Annotated in this window: 20 protein-coding genes; 10 read left to right on the forward strand and 10 right to left on the reverse strand. The window is 73.0% G+C overall.

Annotated elements, in window-relative coordinates:
• The first annotated feature begins 70 nt into the window (after positions 1-70).
• Positions 71-1,093 (forward strand): Gfo/Idh/MocA family oxidoreductase, encoded by a 1,023-nt coding sequence (locus ACFV20_RS07260; protein ID WP_385653394.1) that lies wholly within the window; start codon positions 71-73, stop codon positions 1,091-1,093.
• Positions 1,094-1,350: 257 nt separating this feature from the next.
• On the opposite strand, the gene ACFV20_RS07265 is transcribed toward ACFV20_RS07260, so the two are convergent.
• The gene (locus tag ACFV20_RS07265) at positions 1,351-2,028 is read right to left on the reverse strand and encodes a response regulator (protein ID WP_385653397.1); all 678 of its coding nucleotides are present in this window, start codon (positions 2,026-2,028) and stop codon (positions 1,351-1,353) included.
• A gap of 190 nt (positions 2,029-2,218) precedes the next feature.
• Complete coding sequence (locus tag ACFV20_RS07270; protein WP_385653399.1) at positions 2,219-3,493, reverse strand: sensor histidine kinase; 1,275 nt, start codon at positions 3,491-3,493, stop codon at positions 2,219-2,221.
• A 179-nt stretch (positions 3,494-3,672) separates the two neighbouring features.
• Here ACFV20_RS07270 and ACFV20_RS07275 point away from each other — a divergent pair, with 179 nt between their 5' ends.
• Positions 3,673-3,873 (forward strand): hypothetical protein, encoded by a 201-nt coding sequence (locus ACFV20_RS07275; protein WP_234845681.1) that lies wholly within the window; start codon positions 3,673-3,675, stop codon positions 3,871-3,873.
• A gap of 40 nt (positions 3,874-3,913) precedes the next feature.
• On the opposite strand, the gene ACFV20_RS07280 is transcribed toward ACFV20_RS07275, so the two are convergent.
• Entirely contained in the window at positions 3,914-4,309 is a 396-nt protein-coding gene (locus ACFV20_RS07280; RefSeq protein WP_385653402.1) for a ribonuclease, read from the reverse strand.
• 103 nt (positions 4,310-4,412) lie between these two features.
• Entirely contained in the window at positions 4,413-5,249 is an 837-nt protein-coding gene (locus tag ACFV20_RS07285; protein WP_385653404.1) for an AIM24 family protein, read from the reverse strand.
• Between the two features lie 257 nt (positions 5,250-5,506).
• Between ACFV20_RS07285 and ACFV20_RS07290 the strand changes: the two genes are divergently transcribed.
• On the forward strand, positions 5,507-6,250 hold the full coding sequence (locus tag ACFV20_RS07290) for a 3-oxoacyl-ACP reductase family protein (protein WP_385653407.1): 744 nt from the start codon (positions 5,507-5,509) through the stop codon (positions 6,248-6,250).
• Positions 6,251-6,363: 113 nt separating this feature from the next.
• Here the strand turns inward: ACFV20_RS07290 and alc are convergent, their stop codons facing one another.
• Both alc and allB read right to left on the reverse strand, forming a co-directional pair.
• Entirely contained in the window at positions 6,364-7,479 is a 1,116-nt protein-coding gene (alc, locus tag ACFV20_RS07295) for an allantoicase (protein WP_385653409.1), read from the reverse strand.
• 38 nt (positions 7,480-7,517) lie between these two features.
• A complete protein-coding gene (gene allB, locus ACFV20_RS07300) occupies positions 7,518-8,858 on the reverse strand; it encodes an allantoinase AllB (RefSeq protein ID WP_385653412.1) in 1,341 nt (446 codons plus the stop codon).
• A gap of 257 nt (positions 8,859-9,115) precedes the next feature.
• On the opposite strand from allB, the gene ACFV20_RS07305 reads away from it, so the two are divergent.
• Positions 9,116-9,913, forward strand: a complete 798-nt coding sequence (locus ACFV20_RS07305; RefSeq protein ID WP_161369035.1) for an IclR family transcriptional regulator — start codon at positions 9,116-9,118, stop codon at positions 9,911-9,913.
• A 95-nt stretch (positions 9,914-10,008) separates the two neighbouring features.
• On the opposite strand, the gene ACFV20_RS07310 is transcribed toward ACFV20_RS07305, so the two are convergent.
• Positions 10,009-10,335, reverse strand: a complete 327-nt coding sequence (locus ACFV20_RS07310; protein ID WP_385653415.1) for a DUF5955 family protein — start codon at positions 10,333-10,335, stop codon at positions 10,009-10,011.
• A 246-nt stretch (positions 10,336-10,581) separates the two neighbouring features.
• Here ACFV20_RS07310 and ACFV20_RS07315 point away from each other — a divergent pair, with 246 nt between their 5' ends.
• Positions 10,582-11,196 (forward strand): NTP transferase domain-containing protein, encoded by a 615-nt coding sequence (locus ACFV20_RS07315; RefSeq protein ID WP_385653417.1) that lies wholly within the window; start codon positions 10,582-10,584, stop codon positions 11,194-11,196.
• A gap of 208 nt (positions 11,197-11,404) precedes the next feature.
• Positions 11,405-13,030 (forward strand): malate synthase A, encoded by a 1,626-nt coding sequence (aceB, locus tag ACFV20_RS07320; RefSeq protein ID WP_385653420.1) that lies wholly within the window; start codon positions 11,405-11,407, stop codon positions 13,028-13,030.
• A gap of 15 nt (positions 13,031-13,045) precedes the next feature.
• On the opposite strand, the gene ACFV20_RS07325 is transcribed toward aceB, so the two are convergent.
• From ACFV20_RS07325 to ACFV20_RS07335, 3 genes are all read right to left on the reverse strand, one after another.
• A complete protein-coding gene (locus ACFV20_RS07325) occupies positions 13,046-13,327 on the reverse strand; it encodes a SelT/SelW/SelH family protein (RefSeq protein ID WP_385653422.1) in 282 nt (93 codons plus the stop codon).
• Positions 13,324-14,238 carry a HipA family kinase gene (locus ACFV20_RS07330; RefSeq protein WP_385653424.1) on the reverse strand — a complete coding sequence of 305 codons (915 nt, stop codon included), beginning with the start codon at positions 14,236-14,238 and terminating at the stop codon, positions 13,324-13,326. The genes ACFV20_RS07325 and ACFV20_RS07330 overlap by 4 nt, the downstream gene beginning before the upstream one ends.
• Before the next feature lie 241 nt (positions 14,239-14,479).
• Complete coding sequence (locus tag ACFV20_RS07335) at positions 14,480-15,769, reverse strand: cytochrome P450 (RefSeq protein WP_385653427.1); 1,290 nt, start codon at positions 15,767-15,769, stop codon at positions 14,480-14,482.
• Positions 15,770-16,288: 519 nt separating this feature from the next.
• Between ACFV20_RS07335 and ACFV20_RS07340 the strand changes: the two genes are divergently transcribed.
• The 4 genes from ACFV20_RS07340 (at position 16,289) to ACFV20_RS07355 (ending at position 19,763) form a co-directional block, all read left to right on the forward strand.
• Complete coding sequence (locus ACFV20_RS07340) at positions 16,289-17,248, forward strand: Rieske 2Fe-2S domain-containing protein (RefSeq protein WP_385653430.1); 960 nt, start codon at positions 16,289-16,291, stop codon at positions 17,246-17,248.
• Entirely contained in the window at positions 17,226-17,777 is a 552-nt protein-coding gene (locus ACFV20_RS07345; RefSeq protein ID WP_385653433.1) for a DUF1360 domain-containing protein, read from the forward strand. Before ACFV20_RS07340 ends, ACFV20_RS07345 begins: the two co-directional genes overlap by 23 nt.
• A 142-nt stretch (positions 17,778-17,919) precedes the next feature.
• Positions 17,920-18,786, forward strand: coding sequence for an ABC transporter ATP-binding protein (locus ACFV20_RS07350; protein WP_385653436.1), 867 nt, complete (start codon positions 17,920-17,922; stop codon positions 18,784-18,786).
• A complete protein-coding gene (locus tag ACFV20_RS07355; RefSeq protein ID WP_385653438.1) occupies positions 18,783-19,763 on the forward strand; it encodes an iron-siderophore ABC transporter substrate-binding protein in 981 nt (326 codons plus the stop codon). The genes ACFV20_RS07350 and ACFV20_RS07355 overlap by 4 nt, the downstream gene beginning before the upstream one ends.
• The last annotated feature ends 1 nt before the right edge of the window (position 19,764 follow it).

The raw sequence follows: 19,764 nt of genomic DNA on the forward strand, positions 1-19,764 counted from the left end.
GGAAGTCGTGTAGTCAGATTGTCCGGACATACAGATTGACAGCGGCGGGCTGTGCACGCACTTTGTTCTCATGCGCATCGGCGTCATCGGTACGGGCCGCATCGGCACCATCCACGCGAACACGCTCAGTCGGCATCGCGACGTCGGCTCGCTGATCCTCACGGACGCGGACCCGGCCAGGGCCCAGGATCTGGCGCACCGGCTGGGCGAGACGGCGGCGCCCGGCGTGGAGGAGATCTTCCGCTGGGGGGTGGACGCCGTGGTCATCACGACGGCGACGTCGGCCCACGCCGAACTGATCGGTCGGGCAGCACGCTCGGGTCTGCCGGTGTTCTGCGAGAAGCCCATCGCGCTGGACCTGCCGGGCAGCCTGAGCGCGATCGCGGAGGTCGAGACGGCCGGGACGGTGCTCCAGATGGGGTTCCAGCGCCGCTTCGACGCCGGCTACACGGGCGCGCGCGAGGCCGTGCGCTCCGGCCGGCTGGGGCGGCTGCACACGGTGCGGGCGCTGACCAGCGACCAGGCGCCGCCGGACGCGGCGTGGCTGCCGCTGTCCGGCGGGCTGTACCGGGACACGCTGATCCACGACTTCGACGTCCTGCGCTGGGTGACCGGCCGGGAGGTGACGGACGTCTACGCCGCCGGGTCGGACGCCGGCCCCCGGATGTTCCGCGAGGCGGGTGACGTGGACACCGCCGCCGCGCTCCTGACCCTGGACGACGGCACGCTCGCCACCCTCACCGGGACCCGGATGAACGGGGCCGGCTACGACGTGCGGATGGAGCTCGCCGGGGAGCGGGACCAGATCGTGGTCGGGCTGGACGACCGTACGCCGATCGCGTCCACCGAGCCGAGCGGGCCGCCGGCCGCGGACAAGCCCTGGACGGGCTTCCTGGAGCGGTTCGGCCCCGCCTACGAGGCGGAGCTGAACGCGTTCGTCGAGGTGGTCCGGGGGGAGCGGGCCAACCCGTGCGACGGTCGCGAGGCGCTGCAGGCACTGCGGGTCGCCGAGGCGTGCGAGCTGTCGCGGCGGGAGCGCAGACCGGTCCACCTCGCGGAGATCCCCGGCGGCCCCCCTCCGGCGTTCGCCTGACGACGGGCCCGCTCCGGCGTTCACCCGACGGCGGGCCCCCCTCCGGCGTTCACCTGACGACGGGCCCGCTCCGGCGTTCACCCGACGAGCGGCCGGCCTCCTCCGGCGTTCACCCGACGGCCGGCCCCCTCCGGCGTTCACCTGACGGACGGCCCGCTCCGGCGCGCGCGTCCGTCTGACGGTCGGCCCTGCCGGTCGGTGTCCTTCGGTCAGCGACCCTGCCGGTCAGCGCCGCTTCCAGTCGGCAAGCCCGCCGGTCAGTGCCCTTCCGGTTCCTCCTCCAGGAGTCCCGCGTCGTAGGCGAGCAGCGCGATCTGCACGCGGTTGTTGAGGTCGAGCTTGGCCAGGATGCGGGAGACATGCGTCTTCACGGTGGGGACGCTCATGTAGAGGGCCGCCGCGATCTCGGCGTTGGCCAGGCCCCGGCCGACGGCGACGGCGACCTCGCGCTCCCGGTCGTTGAGGGCGGTCATGCGTTCACGCGCGCGGGTGCGGCGCGTGTCGGCGGCCGTACCGACGGCGTGCCGCATCAGCTGCCGGGTGACCGTGGGCGACAGGACGGGGTCACCGGCCGCGACCCGGCGCACCGCCGCGACGATCTCGGCCGGCGGGGTGTCCTTGAGGACGAACCCGGCGGCGCCGGCGCGCAGCGCGCGCAGCACCTGCTCGTCGGCGTGGAAGGTGGTGAGCACCACCACCTGCGGGGCGTCCTCGCGGGCGCGCAGTCGCTCCGTCGCCGTGAGGCCGTCCACGGTCGGCATCCGGATGTCCATGAGCACGACGTCCGGGCGGGTGCGGTCGACGAGGGTCTCCGCCTCGGCGCCGTCGGCGGCCTCGCCGACGATCTCGATGTCGTCGGCGCCGCCCAGCATGAAGGACAACCCGGCCCGCACCAGCGGATCGTCGTCGACGAGGAGCAGTCTGATCGCAGTCATGAGCGGTACGCAATCACGGCCGGGCCGGGCGGCGGGCCCGAACGGGAAGGGGATCCGTCGGGGTGAAGACCGAACAGGAAGGGGCCCGTCGGGGTGACGCCCGAACGGGAAAGGGCCCCGTCGGGGTGAGGCCCGACCGGGCAGGGCACGAATCGACGGGAGAGGGGTCGGACGGCGGAGGGCAGGGCGCTCACCCCCACGGCAGCCACGCCCGGACCTCGAACCCGCCCTGCGGGGTGGGGCCGTGCTCGAGCCGGCCCCCGGCCAGGGTCGCCCGCTCCGTGAGGCCGATCAGCCCCTGCCCGGAGCCGGGGACGGGCGGCACTTCGCCCTCGGGCGGCGGGTTGTGCACGCGGACGGTGAGCCCGGTGCCGGGTGCGCCCGTGACGGTCACCGTGACCTCCGTTCCGGGGGCGTGCTTGCGCGCGTTGGTCAGGCCCTCCTGGGCGATCCGGTAGGCGGTGCGGCCGACCGAGGACGCGACGCCGGCGGGGTCCTCGACGCGGTGGTCGAGGGAGACCTTCATGCCGGCCTGGCGGGATTCGGCGACCAGGGTGTCCAGCGCCGCGAGGGTCGGCTGCGGCCGGCCCGTGTCGTCGGCCTCGCCCGCCCGCAGCACGCCGATGATCTCCCGCAGGTCCTGGAGCGCCTCGTGTGCGCTCTCCCGGATCACGCCCGCCGCACGCGCGGTCTGTGCGGGGGGCGCGTCGGGACGGAACTCCAGGGCGCCCGCGTGCACGCTCAGCAGGGTGAGCCGGTGGGCGAGCACATCGTGCATCTCCCGCGCGATGGCCTCGCGGGCGAGCCGCTGGGCCTGCTCGGCCCGCAGCCGTGCCTCCGTCTCGGCGCGCCGGGCCCGGTCCCGCAGGCTCAGCATGAGCTGCCGCTTGGCCCGTACGAACATGCCCCAGCCGACGGTCGCCACGGTGAGCACCTCGACGAAGGGCACGCTCACCAGATAGGGAAGGTCCGCGTCGGGGCGCATCCAGTAGTAGAGCGGCACCAGCGCCATGTTGACGCCGCCCACCCAGGCCACGTACCGGAAGGGACGGTGCACAGCGAGGGTGAACAGGGCGATGAGTCCCGCACCGCCCGAGGTGTCCGAGAGCAGGCTGACCGAGGTCAGCGCCACGGCCAGCCCGAGCGGCCAGCGCCGCCGCAGCCAGACGGCCGCACAGGCCAGGGCGCCCACCACCTGGTCGACGACCGCCAGCCCGTCCGGCACGTGCGGGTTGCCGGCGACGGCGTCGGCGGCCAGCGCGCCCACCAGTACGGCCAGCACGAAGCAGGAGAAGTCGACGACCCAGTCACGGGCGGTGCGCCGGGGCCGCCGCCCGGTCCGTGCGGCGTCGGGGTCGAGTTCGTGCAGGAGGGCCGACGGGAAGAACCATCTGCGTCCGGTGAACAGCGCGGGTGTCTCCCCCGCCGGCACCGGGGAGGCGTGCCCCACGTCGTCACCCGTCACGAGCGACCAATCTACGCAGCCGGCACCCGCCTCTGCCGTCCTCGGGCGGGATCGTCGACCGAAGTCGTCGGGACGCATACTTTCGATGCCGCCGCCGCGTGGCGGCGGGGACTCAAGTCGCCGTGCGGCCCTCCCGCGGCCGATGCGCGTGGGGGGTGCGCGGGACGAGGCTCGGCGGCATGAAACAGGTACTGGAGATTCTCGGCTTCCTCGCCCTGGTCCAGGGCGTGGCGGGCCTGGTGCACGAGTTCACCGACTGGAACTGGGGCCTGGTGCAGCGCCTGGGGTTCCTCGACGGCTACGAGATCTACGCCAGTGTCGCGCTGCTCGTGCTGGGCGTCGCCCTGTTCGCGGCGGCCGGGAGCCGGAGGTCCGTCTGAGGCGCCGACGGACCTCCGGCCCCCGGGTCGCGCCGGGACCTCAGCAGCCGTGGTCGACCAGGTCGAACGACGCGTAGTGGTCGGCCGTGTAGTAGTCCTCCTGGTTCTGCTCACCGGTGACGATGCGCCGGGCACCGCGGGTGGAGGAACCCGGGGTGATGACCGTGTACTCGTGGTAGTAGCCGGACGACTTGCTCGGCAGGACGCCCTCCCGGTTCTGGAAGACGGTGCCGTCCTGGTCGAACGGGTAGGGGCCGCCCTGCTCGATCAGGTCGAGCGTGTCGTGGGCCTGGGACGGCAGGTCGCTGTAGCAGATGTCGCCGACGGCGGTGGGGGCGGCGCCGGCCGTGGTGGCGGAGACGGTGCCGCCGACGAGGAGGGCGGACAGGAGGGCGGCTGCTGCGCCGAGCCGCGAGGCGCGTGGGGGGAAATTCATGACGTTCATGATGACGCGCGTAGACGCTGGCATGTCAATGACAAGCCAGGATTACTGTGAAGTCCCGTCCGTTCGCGGGACGTTCACCCGCGCAGCCGCCCCCTCACTGGGCGTTCGTCGAGAACAGTCCTCCCGTCGGGCCCTGCTTGTCGCCGCCCTGGGCCTTTCTCAGGGCGTTCGCGAGGCTCTCGATCGTGAGGGACTGCAGGATGACGCGGCCGTCACCCTCCAGGGTGGCCAGGGACAGGCCCTCGCCGCCGAAGACCGCGTTCATCAGGCCCTGGCGGTTGAGGCCGCCGACGCGCTGGACGCCGTAGCGGATGCCCTCCTCGAAGGCGACGACGCAGCCGGTGTCGACCTCGACGCGACCGCCGAAGTCGGCCGGGTTCAGGTCGATGAAGTTCCCCGCTCCGGCGATGATCACCGTGCCGCGTCCGGTGAACTTCTCCAGGACGAAGCCCTCGCCGCCACTCCTGCCGGTGCGGCCGCCCTGGAAGGCGATGCCGAAGTCGACGGTGGACTCGGCGGCCACGAAGGCGTCCTTCTCCGCGAACCACGCGCGCGTGCCGTCGAGTTCCAGCGCGCGCATCTCCCCGGGCAGCACGCCCGCGAAGCCGACGGTGCCCTCGCCGCCCTGGGTGGTGAAGTACTGGAAGGCCAGCGACTCGCCCGCCAGGGCGCGCTGGCCCGCCTGCATGGCCGTGCCCATGGCCTGGCGCAGCAGCCCGCCCATGCCACCGGAACCGCTGCCGCCGGGGCCGCTGCCGCCTTGCTGCGACTGACCGCCACCGCCCGACGGGCCGCCAAGGCGCGTCTCCATGGTCACGTTCGTGGTCTTGAACAGGAACTTTCCGGCCTCGCAGTACACCGTCTGACCGGGCTGCAGGCTGACGACCGCCATCTGCATGGCGTTGCCGACGATCTCTTGCTGAAGTGTCACGACCGGAGAACGGAGGAGCCGGAGGAAAAGGTTCCGATTGTCCTCCGGCCGGGGATCTCGACGGGACCGGGATCTCGACGGGCGGTGCTCGACGGGGCGGTGCTCGCCGGGGCGGTGCTCGTCGGGCGAGGGGACTTCGACGGGCCGGTGCTCGACGGGGCGAGGGGGCTTCGACGGGCCGGTGCTCGACGGCGCGAGGGGACTTCGACGTCCGTTCGCCGCCAGCGCCGGCGCCGTGCGGCCGGTGGGATGGACCCATGACTTCTCAAGGAAACCTGCACGGCAAGGTGGCTCTCGTGACCGGCGGGAGCCGTGGAATCGGCGCGGCGACGGCGGTCCGGCTGGCCCGGGAGGGCGCGGACGTCGCCGTCGGCCATGTGAACGGCAAGGAGGCGGCCCAGGACGTCGTACGGGCCGTGGAGGCGCTGGGGCGCCGGGCGGTGGCGTTGCGCGCGGACACGGGTGATGCCACCGAGGCCTCCGAGATGGTGGACGCGGCGGCGGAGGCGCTGGGCCGGCTCGACATCCTGGTCAACAACGCCGGCGTGGGGGTGCTGGGTCCGCTGGAGGACCTGTCGCTCGCGGACGTGGACCGGGTCCTCGACATCAACGTACGCGGTGTCTTCCTGGCCTCCCAGGCCGCCGCCGCGTGGCTGCCCGAGGGCGGGCGGATCATCACCATCGGCAGCTGCATCGCCCAGCGGGTACCGGGGCCCGGCGGGACGCTCTACGCGACGAGCAAGGCGGCCCTGGCCGGTCTGACCAAGGCACTGGCCCGGGAGCTGGGCGGGCGCGGGATCACGGCGAACCTGGTCCTTCCCGGCCCGATCGACACGGACATGAACCCGGCGGACGGGCCGTTCGCGGCGGGCCAGGCTGCGATGACGGCGCTGGGCCGGTTCGGAACGGCGGAGGAGGTGGCGTCGATGGTCGCCTACCTGGCGGGGGCGACGTACGTGACCGGGGCGGAGTTCTCGGTGGACGGAGGCCACGCGGCGTGAAGCCAGTACGCCACGCGGCAAGTACGCCGTGAAGCACGCGGCGTGACGTACGCGGGGCCTGACGTACGCGGGGCGCACCGGTGCTGTCCGGCCGGTGCGCCCCACGGGTCGGGTCAGCCGCCGAGCTCCTGGTGGCGTGCGGCCAGCCGGCTCGTGCCCTCCGGGGTGAGGGAGCCGAACAGGCGGAGCCGGGAGATGCCGCCGTCCGGGAAGATGTCCACGCGCGCGTGCGTGCCGACGGCCGGCTCCGGCAGGACGAAGCGGTGGTTGGTGTCGGGCTGGAGGCGGGTGCGGGGCAGGATCTCCCGCCACTCGCCGTCCTCGCCGTCCTTGACGGACACCGAGGCCCAGCCGGCGCTGTTGCCCTTGAGGTAGGCGGTGTCGATCTCCAGGGCGCGGACCTGGGCCTGCGCGGCCAGCCGGTAGCGGATCCAGTCGTGGCCCTGGTCGCGACGGCGGCGAGTCTCCCAGCCGTCGTCCATCTTGCGGGAGCGGCCCGGCTGGATGGTGTTGGAGGCGGGCGAGTAGAAGAGGTTGGAGGCGTCCTCGGCCCGGCCGCCGTTCTCCAGGGCGACGACGTCGAAGGTGCCCAGCGCCTCCAGCCACGCGGGGTCGGGGACGACCTCGCCGTGGACCCGCAGGCGGGCGATGCCGCCGTCGGGGTGCTGGTTGACCCGCAGGTGTGTGAAGCACTGCTCGGCGTCGACGGCGAAGCCGTTCGCCGCGTGGCCGCCGACCGCGGTGCGCGGGACGAGGGTCGTCCACTTCACGTCGCCCCCGAGGAGTTCCTCCGGCGACGGTGAGCCGGGGACGCAGGTGCCCTCGACGGACACCGCCTGCGGGTAGTTGCCGCGGAAGTGCGCGGTGTCGACGACGATCCCGCGGATCACGCCCGGGGCGCCGAGGCGGACCAGCGCCCAGTCGTGGTCCTCCTCGGTCGGCCAGGGGTGGTCGGCGGAGGCACCCCGGCGGCGGCGGGTCTCCCAGCCGTCCATGATCTTGCCCTTGTGCCCGAAGTGCTCGGGGTCGAACGCGGCGGGCTCGGGCACCAGCAGGTTCTCGCGCTGGGCGAAGAACTCGTCGTTGGCGGCGATGACACCGGCCCCGAGGCGCCGGTCGGCGAGGTCGGCGTACGAGGTGAAGGGGAAGTCGGCGGTGCGGTAGTCCGCGTACGGGTCGCCGCCTCCGTAGGGGTTCGCGTCGCCGGTGAAACGGGGAATCGCCGTCACGATGATCAGGTCTTCCTTTCGGGTGTCCGGGTCGGTATTCAGTTGGTCCGGGTGAGGAGCCGCCCCTTCGGTTCGGTGAACTCGCCGTCCGCGACGATGCGCTGCCCGCGCAGCCAGGTGGACTTCACGACGCCGTGCAGGGTCTTCCCGGCGTACGCCGTGACGTGGTTGCGGTGCTGGAGGGCCACCGGGTCGACGGTGAAGGTCTCGTCGGGGGCGAGGACGGCGAAGTCGGCGTCGCGGCCCACCGCGATGGCGCCCTTGCGGTCGTCGAGCCCGACCAGTGCGGAGGTGCGCGCGGACATCCAGCGGACCACGTCCTCCAGGCCGTGCCCGCGCCTGCGGGCCTCGGTCCACACCGCGGCCAGGCTCAGCTGGAGTCCGGAGATGCCGCCCCAGGCGGTGGCGAAGTCGTCGGTCTTCAGGTCGGCCGTGGACGGGGAGTGGTCGGTGACGACACAGTCGACGGTGCCGTCGGCGAGGGCCTGCCAGAGCAGGTCCTGGTTGGCGGCCTCGCGGATGGGCGGGCAGCACTTGAACTCGCTGGCGCCGTCGGGGACTTCCTCGGCGGTGAGGGTGAGGTAGTGGGGGCAGGTCTCCACGGTGATGCGGACGCCCTCCGCCCGCGCCCGGGCGATCATCGGCAGGGCGTCGCTGGAGGACAGGTGCAGGACGTGCACGCGCGCGTCGAGGGCCTTCGCCTCGCGGATCAGCCGGGCGATGGCGGTGTCCTCGGCGTCCCGGGGGCGGGAGGCGAGGAAGTCGGCGTACTTCGGGCCCGGCCGCTGCGGGGCCGAGGCGAGCAGGTGGGGGTCCTCGGCGTGCACGATGAGCAGGCCGTCGAAGGCGGCGATCTCCGCCATGGCGCGGGCGAGGGCGCCCTGATCCAGGTGCGGGAACTCGTCCACGCCGGACGGCGACAGGAACGCCTTGAAGCCGAACACGCCGGCCTCGTGCAGCGGCCGGAGCTCCTTGACGTTGTCGGGCAGGGCACCGCCCCAGAAGCCGACGTCGATGTGCGCCTTGTCGGCGGCGACCTGCTGCTTGGTGCGCAGGTGCGGGACGGTCGTCGTCGGCGGCAGGGAGTTGAGGGGCATGTCGACGAGGGTCGTGATGCCACCGGCCGCGGCGGCGCGGGTGGCGGTCCAGAAGCCCTCCCATTCGGTGCGGCCCGGGTCGTTGACGTGGACGTGCGTGTCGACCAGGCCGGGCAGCAGGACATGGTCGCCCAGGTCCTCCAGGCGGGCGCCTTCGGGGACGGGCGCGTCGTACGGGAGGACGGCCGTGATCGTGCCGCCGGCCACCGCGACGGATGCGGCGCGCGTTCCCTCGGGGGTGATGACTCGCGTCGAGCGCAGCACCAGTTCAGCCTCGGACACCCGAACCCCTTACTTCCAGCACTTCCCGCCACTTCCGCGCAACGGAATTCAACTTTCTGTTGAAGGAGTCTTCACTCCCTCTTTCGCGCCGTCAAGGGCACACTGGGCTGCGGCGCCCTCCAGGCGAACACCTCTGGACGTTTCCACAAAGCGGAATTAAACTTCCACCAAGCAGAACGTAGCTACGTACGAGCGGGGAGTCAACCGACCGCCGGGTAGGCTTCTGCCCTTCTCGCCCGCCCCGAAAGGAACGCGCCGTGCCGACGTCCAGCGCCAGCACCACCGACTCCGCCCGGTCCTCCGCCAACGGCGGCGTCCAGTCCCTGGAGCGCGCCTTCGACCTGCTCGAACGGATGGCGGACGCGGGTGGCGAGGTCGGCCTGAGCGAGTTGTCCGCGAGCAGCGGCCTGCCCCTGCCGACCATCCACCGCCTGATGCGCACCCTGGTGGCCTGCGGGTACGTACGCCAGCAGCCCAACCGCCGGTACGCGCTCGGGCCGCGTCTGATCCGCCTCGGCGAGTCGGCGTCCCGACTGCTGGGCACCTGGGCGCGGCCCTACCTCGCGCGGCTGGTGGAGGAGACCGGCGAGACGGCGAACATGGCGCTGCTGGACGGGGACGAGATCGTCTACGTGGCACAGGTGCCGTCGAAGCACTCGATGCGCATGTTCACCGAGGTCGGCCGGCGCGTGCTGCCGCACTCCACGGGCGTGGGCAAGGCCCTGCTCGCCGGTTTCCCGCCGGAGGAGGTGCGGGCGCTGCTCTCCCGCACCGGCATGCCCGCCGCCACCGAGAAGACGATCACGACGCCCGACGGCTTCCTCGCGGCCCTGGAGGACGTGCGCCGGCAGGGCTACGCCATCGACGACAACGAGCAGGAGATCGGGGTGCGTTGCCTCGCGGTGCCGGTGCCCGACTCCCCCACCGCCGCGGCCATCTCCATCTCCGGCCCGGCGGGACGGGTCACGGAGGCGGCGACGGACAAGATCGTGCCGGTGCTCCAGCAGGTGGCGGGCGAACTGTCCGAGGCCCTCGCCAGCCAGAGCCCCGCGTAACGGGCGGCACCGGGGCCGCGGGCACCCGGGGGCCTGCCGCCGGGTCCCCGCCCGGCACCCCTTCCTTCCCGCGGGCCCGCGCGGAACGACGGGCTTCAGCCCTGGCCGCGCACCGGCCCTCCGAAGAGATCCACCGCCCGCCGCACGTCCGCCAGTTCCGCGGACAGGGCGCTCACCGAACCGATGGCGCCCACGATCAACAGGAGGGAGCGGCGCAGCCGGGAGATCTCGGGGACGCCGCCGACGGTCATGGCGGCCACCGCGGCGAGTTCCTCCTCGGCGATCGTCCGGTCGGCGAACTCGCCGGGATGGGCGGCCAGTCGGCGGCGTAACCGGGCCACGGCGGAACGCAGCTCCGTCACCCGCGGGTCGTCCCCGGCGCGGGCCACGGGCCCCTGCCGCTTCTGCTCGACGCTCGGCACCACAGTCCTCCCCCTCGCACCTCGTCGTGCGCGTGCCGTTCCGACGCGAAGTCCCCCACACCGGACACCCGTCGGGGCCCCGGCCGGTCGGTGCGGGCGACAGTAAACGACGCGGGCCGCCGGGCGCCAGTCCATTGCGTCATCGACTTGTTTCGCTGCGTGACTCTCTGGCCCGGAGCGCACGTCTGTCCGACGCGCGCCCCGCACCGTCGTACCCCTGTACGGGGCGTGCGGTATGCAGGAGCCATGACGACACGGGAGACGACGGACGGGACGGGGGCGGTCGTGGGACTGCTGCTCGCGGCCGGTGGCGGGCGGCGGCTCGGCGGGCGGCCCAAGGCGCTGCTGCCGCACCGGGGGCGGCCCCTGGTGGAGCACGCGGTGCGGGTGCTGCGGGAGGGCGGCTGCGCGACCGTCCACGTGGTCCTCGGCGCCCGGGCCGCGGAGGTGCGCAGCCGGGCCTCGCTGCCGGGCTGCGTCCTGGTGGACAACCCCGACTGGGAGCAGGGGATGGGCAGTTCCCTGCGCGCCGGGCTCGACTCACTCGCCGGGACGGGCGCGCGGGCCGCCCTGGTGTCCCTGGTCGACCAGCCCGGCATCGGACCCGAGGCGGTGTCCCGGGTGCTGACGGCCTACCGGGACGAGGAGACGCTCGCCTCCGCCGCGTACGACGGTGTGCGCGGCCATCCGGTGCTGTTCGGCGCCGCCCACTGGGCGGGCATCGCCGCGACCGCGACAGGAGACAGGGGGGCACGCGCCTACCTGACGGAGCACCGGCCGGTCGTCGCCCTCGTCGAGTGCGGGGACGTGGCCCGGCCCTTCGACATCGACACCGAAGCCGATCTGTCCCACCTGGAGTGAACGGGGTGGCACGGAGCGCCACCTTTCCTCGACTCAGAGAATCTCGACATCAACAGACGATTGAACTTCCACCATGAGGAAACTAGTATCCACTGTTCAGAAGCGCCCGACGGCTCTCGGGGCGCGGAACGCCGTATTCGGGAAGACTGGCACCCGGTGCCGAGCACCCCGGCTCGTCTTCACAGCTCGCTGAAGGAAGTGACCGTTCATGTCCGCTCCAGCGCCGTCCCCGCTGGCCATCGTCGACGCCGAGCCCCTGCCCCGGCAGGAGGAGGTCCTCACCGAAGCGGCGCTCGCCTTCGTGGCCGAGCTGCACCGGCGGTTCACGCCCCGGCGTGACGAACTCCTCGCCCGCCGCGCCAAGCGCCGCGCCGAGATCGCCCGCACCTCCACCCTCGACTTCCTCCCGGAGACCGCCGCGATCCGCGCCGACGACTCCTGGAAGGTCGCCCCGGCCCCGGACGCCCTGAACGACCGCCGGGTCGAGATCACCGGTCCCACCGACCGCAAGATGACCATCAACGCCCTCAACTCGGGCGCCCGGGTGTGGCTCGCGGACTTCGAGGACGCCTCCGCACCCACCTGGGAGAACGTGGTCCTCGGGCAGGTCAACCTGAGCGACGCCTACACCCGGAACATCGACTTCACCGACGCGAAGTCCGGCAAGTCGTACGCGCTGAAGGCGAACGAGGAGCTCGCCACGGTCGTGATGCGCCCGCGCGGCTGGCATCTGAACGAGCGTCACCTGGTCGACGCCGACGGCACCCCGGTGCCCGGCGCGCTCGTCGACTTCGGCCTGTACTTCTTCCACAACGCCCAGCGCCTGCTGGACCTCGGCAAGGGCCCGTACTTCTACCTCCCGAAGACGGAGTCCCACCTGGAGGCCCGCCTCTGGAACGAGGTGTTCGTCTTCGCGCAGGAGTACTGCGGCATCCCGCGGGGCACGATCCGCGCGACCGTCCTCATCGAGACGATCACCGCCGCGTACGAGATGGAGGAGATCCTCTACGAGCTGCGCGAGCACGCCTCCGGGCTGAACGCGGGCCGCTGGGACTACCTGTTCTCCATCGTCAAGAACTTCCGTGACGGCGGCGCCAGGTTCGTCCTGCCGGACCGCAACGCGGTCACGATGACCGCCCCGTTCATGCGGGCCTACACCGAACTCCTCGTCCGCACCTGCCACAAGCGCGGCGCGCACGCCATCGGCGGCATGGCGGCCTTCATCCCCTCCCGCCGGGACGCCGAGGTCAACAAGGTCGCCTTCGAGAAGGTCCGTGCCGACAAGGACCGTGAGGCGAACGACGGTTTCGACGGCTCCTGGGTCGCCCACCCCGACCTGGTGCCGATCGCCATGGAGTCCTTCGACAAGGTCCTCGGCGACAAGCCGAACCAGAAGGACCGGCTGCGTGAGGACGTCGACGTCAGGGCCGCCGACCTCATCGCCGTCGACTCGCTCGACGCCAAGCCGACGTACGCGGGTCTGGTCAACGCCGTGCAGGTCGGTATCCGTTACATCGAGGCCTGGCTGCGCGGCATGGGCGCGGTCGCCATCTTCAACCTGATGGAGGACGCGGCCACCGCCGAGATCTCCCGCTCCCAGATCTGGCAGTGGATCAACGCCGAGGTCGTCCTCGACAACGGCGAGCAGGTCACCGCCGAACTCGCCCGCAAGGTCGCCGCCGAGGAACTCGCGAACATCCGGACCGAGATCGGCGACGAGGCCTTCGCGGCCGGCAACTGGCAGCAGGCGCACGACCTGCTGCTGAAGGTCTCCCTCGACGAGGACTACGCCGACTTCCTGACGCTCCCGGCGTACGAGCAGCTCAAGGGCTGACCCGGGAGGGCTGACTCAGCCCGCGGACGGCTTCTCCGAGTGGCCCAGGGACTTCCCCGGGGCCACTCGGTCGCGTACGGCCTTCTTCACGGCCGTCGGCTCCGGGAAGCCCTGTGTGCGCCGGTCCCAGACGACCTCGTCGCCGACGCGGACGACGAACACCCCGCCCGTACCCGGTTTCAGGGCCAGTTCGGTCAGTTCGGCCTCGAAGGTGGTGAGCAGCTCCTGCGCCAGCCAGGCCGCGCGGGGCAGCCAGCGGCACTGGGTGCAGTACTCGATCTCGACGCGTCCGCTCATCCGAGGTGCACCGACCAGTCCTGCCGGGCCGCGGGCTTGCCGTGCAGGTCGGGGACCTGCCTGAGCCACGCGGGGCGTCCCTGCTGGTTCTTCGCCGTCCGCAGGGCCTCCTCGGCGGCGAGCTCCTCCCGGCTGGGGAAGTCGGTGGGCAGCCAGGCCGCGGAGGACCGCACGCGCGCGTGGAGGTAGGCCACGTAGGCCGCGCGCACCTCGTCGGCGGTGGCGAAGCCGGGCTCGTCCGCCAGCCAGGCGTCCGGGACCTCGGCGAGGATCCGCCGCAGCAGCTCCTCGGTGACCCGGGGCGCCAGTTCGGCATCGGCGGCCCGGACGTCGGGGCCGTGGTGGCCGAGGGCGTGGTGCCTGAAGTCGTAGGCCTTCGCGGGGTCGGAGCCGTCCCAGCGGTGGTGGAAGACGAGGGCGGCGCCGTGGTCGATCAGCCACAGACGCGGGGGCGCCACGCCGAGGGTGGGCCAGAGCATCAGGTTGGAGCTGTGGACCGTCCGGTCGACGTTCACGGTCAGCGCGTCGAGCCAGACGATCCTGCCCGCCTCCAGCGGATCGACGGGGAAGACGCGGGCGATCTCCGGCGTGAAGTCCCGGGCGCCCGGCAGGTGGTCCATGCCGAGGTTGACGCCCGCGCTGGCCGCGTGCAGGCCCCGCACCTCCTGGTGCGGTTCGTCGTCGGCGATGGCCGGGTCGAAGTGCACCAGCACCAGCTCGGGGAAGCGCAGGCCGAGGGCGCGGGCCAGTTCGCCGACGATCACCTCGGCGACGAGCGCCTTGCGGCCCTGCGCGGAGCCGGTGAACTTGACGACGTAGGTGCCGAGGTCGTCCGCCTCGACGACTCCGGGGACGGACCCCCCGGACCGCAGGGGTTCGACGTAGCGGGTCGCGGTGACCTCTCTCAGCATGGTCCAGGCTCCACGGAGGGCAGAATCCGAAGGGGCCATAGTAACCGGGCGTGACGGGCCGGGCGTGACCCCGCCGGCGGACCGATCCCGCTCGGCCTCACTTCGCCGCTCGGTCGCACGATGCCGCTCGGCCTCACGTCGCCGCCCGATCGCACGATGCCGCTCGGCCTCACGTCACCGCTCGATCGCACGATGCCGCTCGGCCTCACGTCACCGCTCGGTCGCACGATGCCGCTCGGCCTCAGGATCCCGCTCGGCCCCCGGATGCCGCGGGCGTGGCCGGCCGGGCGGGTGCCGGTGACCGGACCGCGTCCATGACGAAGCCGCTGCGGACCCGGGTCGGCATGCGGTTCAGCGGGATGCGCAGGTCCTGGTCGGGCACCTCGTACGCGAGGCGGGCCAGCCGCGGTACGAGGGTGCGCAGCAGCGCGATCGTGACGTCCTCGCCGGGGCAGCGGTGGCCGGTGGTCCGGTCGCCGCCGCCCTGGGGGATCAGTTCGTCGCCCGCGGGCGGCCGCTCCAGGAACCGCCGGGGTTCGAAGGCGTACGGCCGGTCCCAGAGGGCGGGGTCGTGGTTCTGCCCGTACAGGTCGAGCAGGACGAGCGTGCCGGCCGGGATCGGTTCGCCGCGCCACTCCAGGTCGGTGACGGCCCGGCCGCCGACGAACGGCGCGAAGGGGTAGAAGCGCCGCAGCTCGTGGGCGAACGCCACGGCGTGGGCGGGGTCGTCGCCGGTGAGCCGGTCGCGCAGGTCCGGGCGCAGGCGCAGCGCGTGCCCGGCGTAGGTGACGAACCAGCACACCGCGACGGTCGGTCGGATGACGTTGAGCAGTTCGACGGCTGCCGTGTGCGGGTCGAGGAGGCGCCCGTCGGCGTCCCGGTGCCGGGCGACGCCTTCCAGCACCGATCCGGCCGGCGCGGTGGCGGTCCCCGCGCGTACGTCCTCGACCAGACGTCCCAGCCAGGTCTCGCAGCGGGCCCGGGCGCGACGGGCCCGCCAGTGGCGCGGCCCGGGCGTGGCGAAGCCGTCGACCATGGCGACCAGGTCCCGGGCCAGTGGCCCGACGTCCTCGACGACGATGCCGGCCCACTGGCACACGCCGCGGGTGAGCACGCGGCTGGTCTCGTCGAACAGCACGATCCGGCGGCCCGACCAGGACTCCACCGCCTCGTCCCACGCGGCGGTAACGCGGTCCACCAGGCCGGCGACCGCCACCGCGCCGGTGAGCAGGGACAGGAACAGCTCCTTGCGCACCCGGTGGTCCGGCCCGTCCAGGGTGTGCACGGCGCCGTGCCCGAAGAGCGTGCCGAGCACCGGGCCGGGCAGTGCCGACCGGCGTTCCACGTGCCGCTCGTCGTAGAAGAAGCGCACCGCGTCGGGGCCGTGCAGGGCGACGGCCGGCTGTCCCATGAGCCGGGTACGCACGAGCGGGGTGGTGGTGCGGCGCCTGCGGTCGGGCAGCCACGCGTACCCCTTGGCGAGGAGGGCGAGGGAGCTGTCGGCGATCAGTGGACGGCGGCCTGATGTCATGGCGCGGCGAGTGCCCGCCGGCCCTGCCGGGAAACGCCGCGGGCACGGGTGCGGCGGGGCCCTCGCACGCGACGCGGGTGACCTCGCCGGGGCCGCCGAGCGGACGGTCGCCGCGTGCCCTCGCCCCCGGGCCGTGGCGGGCGTGGCCTCCCACGCGGGCGAGGGCCCACACCCACGGACAGCGACGGCCGGGCCAACCCTGCCTCCCGACCTCCCCGCCTCCCGACCTCCCCCGCCTCCCGACCTCCCGGCTCCCAGCCTCCCGACCTCCCGGCCTCCCGGTCTCCCGGTCTCCCAGCCTCCCGACCTCCCAACCTCCCCGCTTCCCGGTCTCCCAGCCTCCCGACCTCCCAACCTCCCCGCTTCCCGGTCTCCCAGCCTCCCGGCCTCCCAACCTCCCCGCCTCCCCGCCTCCCCGCCTCCGCGTCTCCCGGCTTCCTGTCTCCCGCACCACGACGACCAGGCAGGTCACCCCGCCCGCTCCGTTTGTGGCCCATGGCGGTGGGGACCCGGCGGGGCATGAACGCACCCCCACCTCGCCGGCTGATGCGGCAGAACCGGGTCCTGTGGCTGCTGGACCGCCTGGAGCGGGAGTCCAGGGCCGACGGGCTGATCGAGACGCTCCGCAAGGGCGTGCGGGCGCTGCCCCTGCGGTCCGGACGGGACCTGCTGCACGGCAGGTGGCTGGGCCACCCGGCGCACCCGCTGATGGTGCAGGTGCCGATCGGGAGCTGGCTGTCGGCGGCCGTCCTGGACCTGCGGTCCGGCCACTCGCGCGAGTCGCAGCTGCTGGTCGGGGTCGGGTTGGGCGCAGCGGCTCCCGCGGCCCTGGCGGGATGGGTGGACTGGGCGGAGCTGCACCGGCCGCAGCAGCGCGTCGGGCTGGTGCACGCCCTCTCCAACACGGTGGCCGTCGGCCTGTACGCCACCTCGCTCGTCTGCCGTGCCCGGGGACGCGAGAGGGCGGGACGGGCGTACGGCTTCCTGGGGCTGACGGCGGTCGGCCTGGGCGGCATGCTGGGCGGCCACCTGGCCTACCGGCAGGCGTCCGGCGCCAACCACGCCGAGGAGGTCCCGAACGTGGTCTCCCCGGGCTGGCACCGGATCGGGGCCGTGGCCGACTTCCCGGCCGGTGAGCCGGTGCGGCGCAGTGTGGACGACGTGCCGGTCCTGGTGGTGCGCGAGAGCGGCGGGGCGATCCACGCGCTCGCCGAGCGGTGCAGCCACCTCGCGGGGCCGCTGTCCGAGGGCACGGTCGCCGACGGATGTGTGCGATGCCCCTGGCACGGCAGTGTCTTCCGGCTCTCGGACGGCTGGAACGTCCGAGGACCGGCCACCGCGCCCCAGCCGTCCTTCGAGACGCGGGTCGTCGACGGCCATGTCGAGGTGCGGCTGCGTCATCAGGACGGCGGGGAGCCCGCTCCCCGAGGGAACGAAGAACGATCGGGGGCGGCCCATGGGCGCGGCGACCACGGCTGACCGTCGCCTCGCGCGGCGGCTGCGCGGAGCACTCCGGCGCACGGGCCGGGCGTACGCGGCGGGACACGACCGTCCGCTCGGCGGTTACCTCGCGGCCATGACGGGCTTCGCGGCGTACACGGCCGCCTGGGCCACGGCGATACGACGCAGCGGGCGCCCGCTGCCGGAGCGGCCCGAGCCGTGGGACGTGGTCCTGGCCTCGGTGGCCACCTTCCGGCTCAGCCGACTGCTCAGCAAGGCGTCGGTGACCAGCCCGCTCCGCGCCCCGTTCACCCGGTACGTCGGCCCGCAGGGGCCCGCCGAACTGCACGAGGAGGCGCAGCCCGAGCACGGCAGGCACACCGTCGGCGAGCTCGCCACCTGCCCGTTCTGCATGAGCGTCTGGGTCGCTGCCACCCTGACCGCCGGCCAGGTGCTGTGGCCGCGCGCGACGCGTACGGCCATGGGCACCCTCACCGCCCTGGCCGGTGCGGACACGCTGCAACTGGCGTACAGCGCACTGATGGAGCGGACGACCGGCGGCGACTGACGGCTCCCTCGGGGGCCGCCTCACCGGAGTTCGGCGGTCGTGTCCGCCGTGCCCGCTTGTCCGCCGTATCCCTTGTCCCGCGCACCCCCTGTCCCGCGCACCCCCTTGTCAAGGCGATATTAGGTTAGGCTAACCTCGCCGCGTGAGATCTGGTGAGGAAACGGCCGGGCCGCGCCTGCGCGGGCACCAACTGTCGGCCACCGGTGTGACCGTGGCGTACGACGGCACGGACGTCGTGCACGACGCGGCGATCACGCTGCGGCCCGGTGAGGTGACCGTCCTGGTCGGCCCCAACGGCAGCGGCAAGTCCACGCTGCTGCGCACGATCGCCCGGCTGCAGCGAGCCCGCCGCGCCGAGCTCAGGATCGACGCCGAAACGGACGGCCTCGCCCTGACCGCCCGGCAGTTCGCGCGGTACGTGGCCCTGCTGACACAGGGCCGCCCCACACCCGGCGGACTGACCGTGCGCGACCTCGTCGAGTTCGGCCGCTACCCCTACCGGGGCCGTTTCGGCCGCCCCGACCCGGACGCCCCGGCCGCCGTCGAGCGGGCGCTCGCCCTGACCGGCGTCACGGACCTTGCCGACCGCGCCGCCGACCACCTGTCCGGTGGCCAGTTGCAGCGCGTCTGGCTGGCGAGCTGCCTCGCACAGGAGACCGGCGTCCTGCTGCTGGACGAGCCGACCACCTACCTCGACCTGCGCTACCAGGTCGAACTGCTCGACCTGGTCCGCGACCTGGCGGACGACCACCGGATCGCCGTCGGGGTCGTGCTGCACGACCTCGACCAGGCCGCGGCGCTCGCCGACCGGATCACCCTGCTCGAAGCGGGCCGGATCGTCGCCGACGGCCGGCCTGAGGACGTCCTGACCGCCGAGCGGCTGACCGCCGTCTACGGCATCCGGATCGACGTCGACACAGACCCCCACACCGGCCGGATACGGACCCGCCCGATCGGCCGGCACCACACCCGCACCCCCCGAAGCGAAAGGCTCGGCACCACCTCATGAGACGTCTCCTGCTCACCGCGGCCACCACCACCGCGGCGCTCACCCTCGCCGCCTGCGGCACCACCGAGCCGGCCGCCGACAGCGCGAAGGCGAAGGCCGCCGAGGCCCTCACCCTCACCGACTCCACCGGCGCGAAGGTGAAGCTCGACAGCCCGGCGAAGAAGGTCGTCGCCACCGAGTGGAACGAGGTCGAGAGTCTCCTCACCCTCGGTGTCGACCCCGTCGGCGTCGCCGACGTCAAGGGCTACAAGACCTGGGACACCGCCGTCCCGCTGAAGAACGAGCCGAAGGACATCGGCACGCGCGGCGAACCGAGCATGGACACCATCGCCTCCCTCTCCCCTGATCTCATCCTGGCCAGCTCCGACCTGCCGGACGCGGCGGTGAAGCAGCTCCGGAAGATCGCCCCGGTGCTGGAGATCAAGTCGGCGGACGCCTCCGACCAGATCGGGCAGATGTTCACCAACCTCGACCTGATCGCCAAGGCCACGGGCACCACCGACAAGGCCGCCACCGCCAGGAAGGACTTCGAGGCCAAGGTCGCCGAGGGCAGGAAGGCCCTCGCCGGCGCGAAGCTCGACGGCGCCGACCTCGCCTTCGCCGACGGCTACGTGACGTCCAACCAGGTCTCCCTGCGCCCCTACACCAGCGGCTCCCTCATCGGTGCCGTCAACGAGCGGCTCGGTCTGAAGAACGCCTGGAAGGTCAAGGGCGACCCGGCCTACGGACTCGGCACCACCGATGTCGAGGGCCTCACCGCCCTGCCGAAGGACACGCAGTTCGCCTACATCGGCAACGACGACGACAAGTCCAGCAACCCCTTCTCCGGGCAGCTGAAGAACAACGCCGTGTGGACCTCCCTGCCGTTCGTGAAGGCGGACCGGGTGCACCGGCTGCCCGACGGCATCTGGATGTTCGGCGGCCCCGAGTCGATGGAGGCGTACATCGACGCCCTCGTCGGCGCGCTGACGAAGTAGC

The organism is Streptomyces sp. NPDC059696 (assembly GCF_042733745.1).
In the GTDB taxonomy this organism is placed as follows: Bacteria; Actinomycetota; Actinomycetes; order Streptomycetales; family Streptomycetaceae; genus Streptomyces.